A 10780-nucleotide genomic window follows, 5' to 3' on the forward strand; every position below is an offset into this window, starting at 1 on the left:
CTTTCGGTTAACAAATAGCAAAGCACTATGATAACACGGTCAGTCTCCAGGCGGGCAATCAGCGATCCGTCAATTATCGTAAATGTTTGCTTAAGGTGAGGTCAGTGTTGAACCAGTGGCAGAGTCAGCTGAGCTTGCAAGCCGCCACTGGCGGCATGACTGAGTATTAGCTCGCCCTGATGTAAACGAATGGCTTCTTCAGTGATCGCTAAACCTAGACCAACGCCGCCGCTATCCAAGTCACGGGCGTGGTCGGCGCGATAAAAAGGTTGACTCAGTAAGGCTAAATGCTGGTCAGAAACGCCTGCGCCGTCATCGCTGATGGTGACTCGTAGCCACTGCGATTCGCATTCAAATTGGCAACTTACTTGGTGGCGAGCGTATTTAATGGCGTTGCGTAATAAGTTGTCTAACGCCGACTGCAATAAGCCTGCATGCGCGAGTACGGTCACCGCTGGAATATCGTTATGGCACAAGACTTTATTCTGACAACCGGCTTCAAATAACGCCGCTTCAAGACATTGTTGCCAAATTTCGGGTAACGCTTGCTGTTGCATCGGGTAGCGATTATCTGCCGCTTGCATGGCGGTAAAGGTTAGTAAGCGCTCAATCAACTCGTTTAGCTTGTCGCCTTCGGCTTCAGCACGTTGCAAATAATCCTGTAAATGCTGTTGCTCAGCATCGGCGGCTAAACCGAGCAGCATTTGTAGGCGCGTTAATGGCGTACGTAACTCGTGGGAAATATCGGCGGTCAGACGTCGTTGGCTAGCGATGGTCTGTGCCAGTCGCGCGCTCATGGCGTCAAACTGACGAAATAACATACCGAATTCGTCGCGTCGCCGTTGTTCGTTTAAACGATAATCCAATTGGCCATGCTCTAACGCAGCGAAAGCTTGGTGTAGACGCCGGATTGGACGATTAACCCAACGTGCTAATAACCAGCTCATTAACAGGGTCACCAGCAGCGCGATAGCTATCTTACCGCTATTAGGCATAAAACGAAGCGCATCCATCATGCCACCCGGACGCGCTAATAACAGGTGCAACTGATAGTCGCCGGCAGCGCTGAAAACCGGCAATGGCCCGATAACGTCATAATCGGGACCATGCCAAATGTAGATCCGCGTTTGGTTATCGTCGTGGTGCTCGCTAACCGCGCTGCTGAATAAGTCATCTAGCGCGCGGTTGGGTAAAGAACGCCCGTTATGAGCAACGACTTGCCCGGTGTTGTCGGTGATCAGCCATTGCGAGCGGTCACGCTGGCGTTGCCAGCGCGTATTAAGCAACTGTTGCGGGGTTTTAGCATCATCCTGCATACGCGCCGCGAAGCTATGTAAAATACGTTGCTGGTGTTTATCGGCAGGGCTAATGTGACGTTGTTGGCTAACCAACCAAGCTAAGCTGGCGATACTAAAAATAACCAACAGCACGGTGGCCCAGAACCATAGCATCACTTTGCCGACAAAACTGCGCCATGGACGCACTAAGGTGTTGCTAAAAAGACCTGTTAACATACTAGGCTGTAGCCTTTACCGCGTTGTGATTGAATCTGGCTACGGCTGCCGGCTTGTTGCAATTTCTTGCGAATATTACTGACGTGGGTGTCGACACTGCGATCAAAGGGCGTCAGTTTTCGCCCTAGGCATTGTTCAGAAAGCTGTTGCTTAGCCACGGTCTGGCCGGGCGTCTTGCTGAGTAGCAAAATAATTTCATATTCCAACCCGGTTAGCGGTAGCACCTGTTGTTGGCAGCGTACTTCTCGTTGCGTGGTACTGATGTGTAAGTCACCAATCTGATTATCGTTGGCCTGTTGCTGCTGTTGAGTCATATCGCTACGGCGTAAAATGGCTCGCACGCGAGGTGATTAAAAGGTTTCGCCAAATAGTCGTCGGCGCCTAGCTCTAAACCGATAATTTTATCGGTATCCTCGCCTTTCGCCGTCAGCATCAGTACCGGCGTTTTTTGCTGCTTGCGCAGCTCACGGAGTACCTCAAAGCCGTCCATCTCTGGCAGCATAATATCCAGCAAAACCAACTCATATTCATGCGCTAAGGCTTGCTGTAAACCGGCTCGGCCGTTATACGCGCTGGTTACTTGGTAGCCATTTTGCTGCAGATATTCTGAGACTAATTGGGCTAAGGCGCGATCATCTTCTATCAACAACAAATGCATAAAGGGACTCCTCCTGACATAACTTTACGCAGCACGGTTAAATATGACCAGCAGGTTTGCCAATTTTTGCGCTACTTGACGTTTCTTAGCACGCCAGTCGCTAAGCTAGATAGGGTCAGTTATGTTGACTGCCGATGTGAGGAAAATACCATGTTGAAAAAATTAATTTTACCCGTAGCCGCTGTGCTAGCATTAAGCGGCCCGGCGATAGCTGTTGCAAAAGCTGGTCATGACGGTCCCAGACATCATGCGCCGTGGTCGTTCAAACTGTTTAAGGAACTGGATTTAAATGACGCACAACGCGCCGAAATCAAAGCGTTACGTCAGCAAGCGAGAGAACAGCGCCAAGCTCAGCGTGCCGATCACCAAGCACTCCGTGCGAAGTTTGCGCAGCTGCAACAACTGGTTTATTCAGATGCCTATAGCGAGGGCGAGTATCGCGCGCTACTCGATGAGCTGCATCAACAAAGCCTGCAAGCTAAGGTCGCTGGCGCCACTTTGAGCCATCAGATTTGGCAAGTGCTAACGCCGGCACAACGCCAGCAATTTGCGGAAAAACGGCAGGTAATGCTAGAGCGCATGCAGACTAAGTTTAAGCAGCGCCGCGCTAAACACGAAGAAAAGCGTGCCGAGCCGCAGCGTTAATCCCGCTGTAAAATCAAGCGGCCGCTTTGTTCTCGCCATTGGTGGCCGGTAGCCATACAATACTCATCAATCGCGCTGATAATATCGGCGCGCTTTTTTTCTGGGGTCACGGTATATAGCTGTGCTAGCAGTTCTACCGCCGCCGACCAGCCCAGTTGATTGTCATAAGCATTCAATTGCTCGGTTGTCATCACAATTTACTCCAAATGATGGCACATTCCATTGTTCGCCAGTAGATTACGCAGGTACCCTAAAAAGGGTTCATCGCTGCTGACGATTTAGTCTCGACAAATTAGCCATAGTGCATGACACAGCGATGACGATTCGGTAAAGCAATGATGAATTTGACGCCAGCTATTGGATAAGGTGGCGCTGAGGTGTGTGAGCAACAATATGAAAAGTCAGCTTATTACCCGCGAGGGTTATCAAAAATTGCGCCAAGAGCACGACCAGCTATGGTTTGAAAAACGCCCCGAGGTGACAAAAATCGTCTCCTGGGCGGCCAGTCTGGGCGACCGATCCGAGAACGGTGATTACATTTACAATAAACGTTTACTACGTCAGATCGACCGCCGCGTAAGATATTTGCGTAAATGTTTTGAACAACTCAAAGTCATAGATTACTCACCTCAGCAAGACGGTAAGGTATTTTTTGGTGCTTGGGTCGAAGTGCAAAACGATGCCGGCGATATCAAGCGTTTTCGTATTGTTGGAGCCGATGAAATTTATGGTGATAGTCGCGGTTATATCTCGGTCGACTCACCCATGGCGCGCGCCGCTATCGGCAAGCAAGTCGATGACGACTTTGAATTACGTACCCCTGATGGCCAAATACGTACGTGGTATATCAACGCGATACGTTATCAGCAGGGTTTTGAGTAACGACGACACATTTGGTAACACATCGCTGTGCTTAGCAACATCTGGGTGTTTGGCAAAAGCGCCGCGGCTACTTATAGTAAAGCAAGCGAAATGGATAGCGTGAATCTTTGCGCGCCAGGGTAAGCAAAAGAGAGAACAGGCATGAGCCAAGAAACCACGAAAATTCTAGTTGTTGATGATGATGCGCGGTTGCGCGCGCTGCTGGAGCGCTATTTGATGGAACAGTCGTTCCAAGTGCGTAGCGCCGCTAATGCCGAACAAATGGATCGCTTACTGGAGCGTGAGAATTTTCACTTGATGGTGTTGGATCTGATGCTGCCAGGCGAAGACGGGTTATCCATTTGTCGGCGTTTACGCAGTAAAGAAAACGACATGCCGATAGTCATGCTGACCGCTAAAGGCGACGAAGTCGATCGTATTATCGGTTTGGAATTGGGCGCCGACGATTATTTGGCTAAGCCCTTTAATCCACGCGAACTGCTGGCGCGCATTAAAGCGGTGTTACGTCGCCGTAGCAAAGAAGTGCCAGGAGCGCCGACCAGCGAGGATAAAGAAGTTTGCTTTAGTCATTATCGTCTTAATCTGGGTACTCGTGAGTTGTTTGACAACGATAAAGCTATCGCCCTGACCAGCGGCGAATTTGCGGTACTTAAGGCGTTAGTCATGCATCCGCGCGAACCACTATCGCGCGATAAGTTAATGAATCTTGCTCGTGGTCGCGACTACAGCGCTTTAGAGCGCAGCATTGATGTGCAGGTTTCGCGTTTACGCCGGATGCTAGAAGACGACCCAGCCAAACCACGCTACATTCAGACCGTGTGGGGGTTAGGCTACGTGTTTGTGCCGGATGGCCAGAGCCGACCTTAATGCGCTTATTCCCTCGCTCGGCCTTTGCCCGCACGGTTGGTTTGATCGCGCTGATTTTGCTGATAAACCAATTAGTGTCTTACGTGATGGTCGCGATGTACGTGGTGAAACCTAGCGTACAACAGATGAATGACCTGTTAGCTAAGCAGGTACGTACGGTGTTTTTGGGTCAAGAGCTACCGCGTGAATACGGTTTACAGCTGGCTCAAGAGTTTGAGCAAGCGACCGGTATTCGCGTTTTTCGCGAAGACAGCGCGCTGCGCGCGGGGCTGGGGCAAGCATTACAGTACCGTACGCTATCTAACATGATGAGCGAAGAATTAGGCGGCCCGGCTGAAGTGCGCATCGCGCAAGGACAAAATTACTTTGTTTGGGTACAGCCCCCACAAGCGCCGGGTTATTGGTTACGCATACCGCTCAGTAGCTTTGATGAAACACGCGTCTCACCGCTGGTGTTTTATCTGGTGTTAATTGGTGTCTTAAGCGTGGTCGGCGGGGCGTTATTTGCTAACTGGTTAAACCGCCCTCTGAAAGAGCTTGATGTTGCCGCACGCCGGGTGGCGCGCGGAGAGTTTCCGCAACCGGTTCGCGAGCGTGGGGCGTCCGAAATCATAGCCGTGACCCGTACTTTTAATCATATGTCACGCGGTATTCAGCAGTTGGAGCAAGACCGTTCCTTGCTGATGGCGGGCATTTCTCATGATTTGCGCACACCATTAACGCGCATTCGTTTAGCCGCCGAAATGATGCCTGAAAGTGAAGATTACTTGGCCGAAGGCATTATTAGCGATGTTAATGACATGAACGCTATCATCGACCAATTCATCGAATTTGTGCGTTTAGATCAAGAAGAAAACACCGAGTTAACCGATCTGAATGAGTTGATTGAGGCGGTCGTGAGAAGTGTGCCCGATAACTGGCAAACACCGGTTGATTTAGCCTTAGGCAGCTTACCGTCGGTACCGGTGCGGCCGGTATCGATAAAGCGCGTGCTGATGAACCTGTTAGAAAATGCAGAGCGCTACGGGCAGTCGCAAATACGTGTCAGCAGTGGTTATGATGCGCAGCGTGAGCTAGTTTGGTTTAGCATCGAAGACGATGGTCCGGGTATTCCGGCTGAGCAAATTGAAACTCTCTTTCAACCCTTTATGCAAGGTGATAAAGCGCGCGGCGGGCAGGGCTCAGGTTTGGGCTTGGCGATCATCAAACGTATTGTTGACCGCCACTCCGGACAGGTTCAGTTAAATAACCGCGAGCACGGTGGTTTATGTGCTCGGGTTACGCTACCCATCAAAGCTTAAACGCCTGAACCGTTAAATATCTTTACTGACAATACGGTTGATACCATTCAGCGCCGCCACCCGGTAAGCTTCGGCCATGGTCGGATAATTAAAGGTTGTATTAACGAAATAATCGATACTATTACCATCTCCTTTTTGCTCCATAATGGCCTGACCGATGTGGATGATTTCTGCGGCACGTTCGCCAAAACAATGTAAGCCTAGGATTTCGCGAGTGTCGCGATGAAAAATAATTTTTAGGCAGCCAACATCGGTATTAGCAATTTGAGCGCGCGCTAGATGCTTGAATTGCGCTCGACCCACCTCATAGGGAATACGATTGCGGGTGAGCTCTTCTTCGGTTGCTCCCACCGAGCTGATTTCCGGAATAGTATAAATCCCCGTTGGGATATCGCTGATCAGGCGGTTATCAGAACGACTATTAATAATGAACTGCGCGCAAATACGCCCCTGATCATAGGCGGCGCTGGCGAGGCTGGGATAGCCAATGATATCGCCTACCGCAAAAATGTTGTCGACCTCGGTTTGATAGTTTTGGCTAACCTCAAGCTGGCCCCGGTGGTTAGGCTTTAAGCCTACGGCGGCTAAATTTAAATCTTCAGAGTTACCCGAGCGGCCATTGGCGAACAGCAGGCAGTCGGCTGACATGCGTTTGCCGGACTTGGTTTGCAAGATAACGCTGTCTTCGGTGCCGACAACTTTATCGTATTCTTCGGTATGTCGAATGACTACGCCGCTATTGCGTAAGTGATAACTTAAAGCATCTGAGATTTCGGCATCAAGAAAAGAGAGTAAGCGCTCACGTTGATTGATCAAATCGACTTTTACACCAAGCCCACGGAAAATACTGGCGTACTCGCTGCCGACCACGCCGGCGCCGTATATGATGATGCTGCGCGGATCGTGTTTAAGCGATAAAACCGTGTCAGAGTCGTAAATACGTGGATGGTTAAAGTCGATGTCTTTTGGTCGATAAGGTCGTGAACCGGTCGCGATAACCACTTTATCGGTGGTGATATAGTCGATGGAACCATCGTGTTTACTGACTTTTAGCCGGTGAGGCTCGACAAACGACGCAGTGCCGTGGATGACAGTTACGCCGTTACGATCATAAAACGAACTGCGTAATTTAATTTGCTTACTGATAACGCTGTCGGCGTGCCGTAAAATGTCGGCAAAGGTGAGTCCGCGCTGCACGCTAGTGCCTGAGAACAATGGGTTAGCATTGTATTCGGCTAACCGACTGACCGAGTGGCGTAGGGCTTTTGATGGAATGGTGCCCCAGTGCGTGCAACCGCCACCAATACTTTCATACTTCTCGATAACGGCGACTTTTTTCTGACTTTTAGCCAACTGCATGGCGGCACCCTCGCCACCGGGACCGGTGCCAATCACTACCGCATCAAAATGCGCTTCTCGTTCTACCGCTTGGTTCCGACCTTTAGCCACGTTACCTCCACCGCAAACTCATTAGGTTGCTGACTAGTCTAGCATTTCAGTCTGATCTCATAAAATGTTTAAACGCTTCAAGCACCAGCCATTTTTTGATAATCCAACTCGCGATAATCGCTGAATGACTTAAAGCCGACCACGGCTTTGGCTGGCATGCCACTGTCAGGATTGGCAACCGCGATACATTCCGCAATACCAAACTGTTGTGCCGTACGCAGGATGCTGGTGTTGTCGTCAATAAACAGTGTACGCTCAGGTTGGAACGCGGTTTTTTGCTGTAATGCCTGCCATAGCTGCGGTGATTCTTTACTAAAGCCAAACGGGTGGGTTGACCACATTTGGTCACAATAATCAGCTAAATCGGTATGTTCGAGTTTTAGCGCCAAGCTATCAGGGTGAGCATTAGTCACTAAAATCACTTGCTTTTTGGCATGCCGCAATTGCGTCAAAAATGCTGGTACATCATCACGCACTTTAATGAGGTGCTGCAAATCACGCGACAGCGCTTTAATCGGCAGTTGCAATTGTTGCTGCCAGTAATCCAAACAATACCAGTTTAAGCTACCTGCTACGGCACTGAAGTGTTCGCGCAGGCGAGCGTCGGCTTGCGCCGGAGTCAAACCGTGTTGGCGCGCATAATGCTGCGGCAAATAGTGGTTCCAAAATTGATTGTCGTAATGTAGGTCGAGCAGCGTACCGTCCATATCCAGTAACACGGTATCAATTGACTGCCAATCAAGCATGGGTTTCATCACCTTTAAGGTTTATAGTAAGCTGAACATATCATCTTTTGATGTCTCTTATTATGGCAGATAACCAGTTACCGGAAATACTTGAACGACAAGTCGTAGCGCGCAGTCGCTTATTACGTATCGAAGCTATCGATTTGCGCTTCAGTAATGGCGTAGAACGACAATACGAACGCATGTCGGGTAGTGGTCGCGGCGCTGTGATGGTGGTGCCGTTTATTGACGCTAAGCGTTTCATTCTGGTGCGTGAATACGCTGCTGGTTTACATAGCTACCAACTGGGCTTTCCAAAAGGCCTTATCGATCCCGGTGAGTCCGCCGAACAGGCCGCCCAACGAGAGCTGCGAGAGGAAGTCGGCTACGGTGCTGGAGAACTACGAAAACTGCACACAGTAACCATGGCACCGCAATTTTTTTCGGCACATATGACACTCTTTGTGGGTCACCAGTTGTTTGCCGAAAAGCTTCCCGGTGATGAGCCTGAGCCGCTAGAACAAGTGATCTGGTCGCTCGATGATGTCGATGAATTATTGCGGCAACCAGACTTTACTGAGGCTCGCAGTATTGCTGCATTATTATTAATGATGCGCAGTAACTCGCAAGGAGGATAACGTTGAAATCTGATGATCGCACCGAGCCAGCGCTAGGGTTGGCAAACGAGCAGATAGAAACACTCTTGCAACAAGCCAGCGATATTGCCCGCCAAGCTGGCGCATTGATCATGAAACTTTATGACAGTGGTGATTTTGATACGCACGAAAAAGCCGATGAATCACCGGTTACCAGTGCTGATTTGGCCGCTAATCGGTTAATCGTCAATGCGCTACAAGCATTAACACCCAATTGGCCGGTGTTGTCGGAAGAAAGTGGGCATTTGAGTTTTTCTGAGCGGCAACAGTGGTCTCATTATTGGCTCATCGACCCCATCGATGGCACCCAGGAATTTATCGCTCGCAGCGGCGACTTTGCGGTTAACATCGCGCTAATTCAGGATAACCAACCGGTACTTGGCGTCATTTTTTGGCCCGCAGGCGAAACCCTGTACTACGGTTATCGCGGTTTAGGTGCGTGGAAACAAGACCAAAGCGGTGAGCAGCGCATACAAGTTAGGCGTTTAGATAACCCCGATGAAGACCCTATTATTTTGGCGATAAGCCGACGTCAACCGCGTGAGCGGGTGCTAGCACGGATGCAAGATAATCGCGAAATACAACCTTACCCGGCTGGCAGCTGTTCACTGAAAGCCTGTTTTATTGCCGAGGGAAAAGCCGATTGCTTTATGCGTGTCGGACCTACCGGTGAATGGGATACGGCGGCCTCGCAAGTCATCGTCAGTGAGGCAGGGGGTAGCATTGTCAGCGAATACTTTGAACCGATCACCTATAACGAAACCGTGAGTTTAATGAATCCAAACTTTTTAGTGTTAGGTGATGACCGCGTTAATTGGCGTGAGCTGTTTAAGTCGCCGTGATTTGATCGCGTGGCATAATGTTCACGCTTTCGTGCAGTTCAGACCAAACCAGTACGACATCTCCGCGCTGTAATTGTGCTTTCACGTCTTCGACTTTGCGCTGCAAAGAAACCTCTTGTTCGCCATAGTCGGTGCCTTCGCGTAACACAAACTGCTCGATCAACGCGTCTAAGGTGTCGGCATTCACTTCTTGCCAGGGAATAATCATGCTCGTTACTCTCTTGTTAGGGCGGTTATCACGGCGTTAAAAACTGATTAAGTACGCGACAAATACGGTCAGGTAACCAGCTTTTAAAATGACCCCGCTGAAAGTCAATAAAACCCATATGACCACCCCGCTGACTGAGTTCGTAAGTGGTTGCCGGGGCCAGTTCATTGGCCGTAGGAATGACCGCTGCCGTCATAAATGGGTCATCCTTGGCATGAATAATATGTAAGGGTGTTTGCACCTGCTTTAAGCGGGGTTTAGCACTGGCTTGAGTATAATAGTCATCGATGCTAGCGAAGCCGTGTAGGGGCGCTGTGATTTTATCGTCGAATTGCCAAAAGCTACGCATTGACGACACCTCGACCTTAGCGAGTGGGTGTTCGGCAGTGATGATACCCAGCGCTTGCTTACGTTGGAACTTTTGCTTTAACGGGGTTAATAAATAGCGCCGATAAATCTTAGAAAAGCCTTGGTCGATACGCTCTGCGGCGGCATATAAATCTAATGGTGCGGCGCAAACTACGGCACCGCTAAGCGGCACTGCGGGCTTTTCGCTCAATAGCTTAGCTAACATGTTGCCACCCAGACTAAAGCCGCAAGCCAGCATTGGTCGCTGCGGATTTTGTTGGCGCAAATAGTCTAACAACTCGCGGGCGTCGCCACTATCACCGCTATGATAAGCGCGTGCTAGGCGATTCAGTTGGCGCGGACCGCAGCCGCGAAAGTGCATCACCACGCTATCCCATTGTTGGTTTTTGGCGGCTTGCATCAGTTGCCATACATAAGGCGAGTCGACCGAACCTTCGAGGCCGTGAAAAATTACTAATAAGGGTCGAGTTGGCGAAGCCAGCGCATGTTCATGCCAGCACAGATCGAGCATATCGCCATCGCTTAACGTGAACGTTTGCCAACGCCCCTGAAATGGTCGTTTACGATACAGTAAACGCGGTAACAGAGTTTGTAAGTGACCGTTACCTAACCACCAAGGCGGGCTAAAATCACTGTTAATTATCGACATGACAGGGGCTCGGTG

General features: G+C 49.9%; 14 protein-coding genes. 6 read left to right on the forward strand and 8 right to left on the reverse strand.

Features of this window, described 5'->3' with window-relative positions; translation table 11 throughout:
- Positions 1-101: 101 nt before the first annotated feature.
- The 3 genes from A10D4_RS10505 to A10D4_RS14555 are packed head-to-tail and all read right to left on the reverse strand — an operon-like array spanning position 102 to position 2172.
- Positions 102-1514 carry an ATP-binding protein gene (locus A10D4_RS10505; RefSeq protein ID WP_008489451.1) on the reverse strand — a complete coding sequence of 471 codons (1413 nt, stop codon included), beginning with the start codon at positions 1512-1514 and terminating at the stop codon, positions 102-104.
- Positions 1508-1828 carry a winged helix-turn-helix domain-containing protein gene (locus tag A10D4_RS14550; RefSeq protein ID WP_008489452.1) on the reverse strand — a complete coding sequence of 107 codons (321 nt, stop codon included), beginning with the start codon at positions 1826-1828 and terminating at the stop codon, positions 1508-1510. Before A10D4_RS14550 ends, A10D4_RS10505 begins: the two co-directional genes overlap by 7 nt.
- Positions 1825-2172: a response regulator gene (locus A10D4_RS14555; protein ID WP_008489453.1), complete on the reverse strand. Its 348-nt coding sequence runs from the start codon at positions 2170-2172 to the stop codon at positions 1825-1827. The genes A10D4_RS14550 and A10D4_RS14555 overlap by 4 nt, the downstream gene beginning before the upstream one ends.
- Positions 2173-2322: 150 nt before the next feature.
- Between A10D4_RS14555 and A10D4_RS10515 the strand changes: the two genes are divergently transcribed.
- Positions 2323-2817, forward strand: coding sequence for a Spy/CpxP family protein refolding chaperone (locus tag A10D4_RS10515; RefSeq protein WP_008489454.1), 495 nt, complete (start codon positions 2323-2325; stop codon positions 2815-2817).
- Here the strand turns inward: A10D4_RS10515 and A10D4_RS10520 are convergent.
- A complete protein-coding gene (locus A10D4_RS10520; RefSeq protein ID WP_156812143.1) occupies positions 2814-3011 on the reverse strand; it encodes a hypothetical protein in 198 nt (65 codons plus the stop codon). The two genes, A10D4_RS10515 and A10D4_RS10520, sit on opposite strands and share 4 nt — an antisense overlap.
- 199 nt (positions 3012-3210) lie before the next feature.
- Between A10D4_RS10520 and greB the strand changes: the two genes are divergently transcribed.
- From greB to envZ, 3 genes are all read left to right on the forward strand, one after another.
- Positions 3211-3699: a transcription elongation factor GreB gene (gene greB / locus A10D4_RS10525; RefSeq protein WP_008489456.1), complete on the forward strand. Its 489-nt coding sequence runs from the start codon at positions 3211-3213 to the stop codon at positions 3697-3699.
- Between the two features lie 141 nt (positions 3700-3840).
- Positions 3841-4566 carry an osmolarity response regulator transcription factor OmpR gene (gene ompR / locus A10D4_RS10530; RefSeq protein WP_008489458.1) on the forward strand — a complete coding sequence of 242 codons (726 nt, stop codon included), beginning with the start codon at positions 3841-3843 and terminating at the stop codon, positions 4564-4566.
- Positions 4566-5867, forward strand: coding sequence for a two-component system sensor histidine kinase EnvZ (gene envZ / locus A10D4_RS10535; RefSeq protein WP_008489459.1), 1302 nt, complete (start codon positions 4566-4568; stop codon positions 5865-5867). Before ompR ends, envZ begins: the two co-directional genes overlap by 1 nt.
- Positions 5868-5879: 12 nt before the next feature.
- On the opposite strand, the gene sthA is transcribed toward envZ, so the two are convergent.
- Complete coding sequence (gene sthA / locus A10D4_RS10540; RefSeq protein WP_008489460.1) at positions 5880-7316, reverse strand: Si-specific NAD(P)(+) transhydrogenase; 1437 nt, start codon at positions 7314-7316, stop codon at positions 5880-5882.
- Positions 7317-7393: 77 nt separating this feature from the next.
- On the reverse strand, positions 7394-8062 hold the full coding sequence (gene yrfG / locus A10D4_RS10545; protein ID WP_008489461.1) for a GMP/IMP nucleotidase: 669 nt from the start codon (positions 8060-8062) through the stop codon (positions 7394-7396).
- 62 nt (positions 8063-8124) lie between these two features.
- Between yrfG and nudE the strand changes: the two genes are divergently transcribed.
- Positions 8125-8679: an ADP compounds hydrolase NudE gene (nudE, locus tag A10D4_RS10550; RefSeq protein ID WP_008489462.1), complete on the forward strand. Its 555-nt coding sequence runs from the start codon at positions 8125-8127 to the stop codon at positions 8677-8679.
- 2 nt (positions 8680-8681) lie between these two features.
- The gene (gene cysQ, locus A10D4_RS10555; protein ID WP_008489463.1) at positions 8682-9539 is read left to right on the forward strand and encodes a 3'(2'),5'-bisphosphate nucleotidase CysQ; all 858 of its coding nucleotides are present in this window, start codon (positions 8682-8684) and stop codon (positions 9537-9539) included.
- Here the strand turns inward: cysQ and A10D4_RS10560 are convergent.
- Positions 9526-9747 (reverse strand): YheU family protein, encoded by a 222-nt coding sequence (locus tag A10D4_RS10560; RefSeq protein WP_008489464.1) that lies wholly within the window; start codon positions 9745-9747, stop codon positions 9526-9528. The genes cysQ and A10D4_RS10560 overlap by 14 nt on opposite strands.
- A gap of 28 nt (positions 9748-9775) precedes the next feature.
- On the reverse strand, positions 9776-10765 hold the full coding sequence (locus A10D4_RS10565) for a hydrolase (protein ID WP_008489465.1): 990 nt from the start codon (positions 10763-10765) through the stop codon (positions 9776-9778).
- Between the last annotated feature and the right edge of the window lie 15 nt (positions 10766-10780).

It is taken from the genome of Idiomarina xiamenensis 10-D-4 (assembly GCF_000299895.1).
Classification (GTDB): Bacteria; Pseudomonadota; Gammaproteobacteria; order Enterobacterales; family Alteromonadaceae; genus Idiomarina; species Idiomarina xiamenensis.

Coding starts and splice junctions, on each gene's coding strand:
- A10D4_RS10505 (WP_008489451.1), bottom strand. CDS start 1,514: ATGTTAACAGGTCTTTTTAGCAACACCTTAGTGCGTCCATGGCGCAGT.
- A10D4_RS14550 (WP_008489452.1), bottom strand. CDS start 1,828: ATGACTCAACAGCAGCAACAGGCCAACGATAATCAGATTGGTGACTTA.
- A10D4_RS14555 (WP_008489453.1), bottom strand. CDS start 2,172: ATGCATTTGTTGTTGATAGAAGATGATCGCGCCTTAGCCCAATTAGTC.
- A10D4_RS10515 (WP_008489454.1), top strand. CDS start 2,323: ATGTTGAAAAAATTAATTTTACCCGTAGCCGCTGTGCTAGCATTAAGC.
- greB (WP_008489456.1), top strand. CDS start 3,211: ATGAAAAGTCAGCTTATTACCCGCGAGGGTTATCAAAAATTGCGCCAA.
- ompR (WP_008489458.1), top strand. CDS start 3,841: ATGAGCCAAGAAACCACGAAAATTCTAGTTGTTGATGATGATGCGCGG.
- envZ (WP_008489459.1), top strand. CDS start 4,566: ATGCGCTTATTCCCTCGCTCGGCCTTTGCCCGCACGGTTGGTTTGATC.
- yrfG (WP_008489461.1), bottom strand. CDS start 8,062: ATGCTTGATTGGCAGTCAATTGATACCGTGTTACTGGATATGGACGGT.
- nudE (WP_008489462.1), top strand. CDS start 8,125: ATGGCAGATAACCAGTTACCGGAAATACTTGAACGACAAGTCGTAGCG.
- A10D4_RS10560 (WP_008489464.1), bottom strand. CDS start 9,747: ATGATTATTCCCTGGCAAGAAGTGAATGCCGACACCTTAGACGCGTTG.
- A10D4_RS10565 (WP_008489465.1), bottom strand. CDS start 10,765: ATGTCGATAATTAACAGTGATTTTAGCCCGCCTTGGTGGTTAGGTAAC.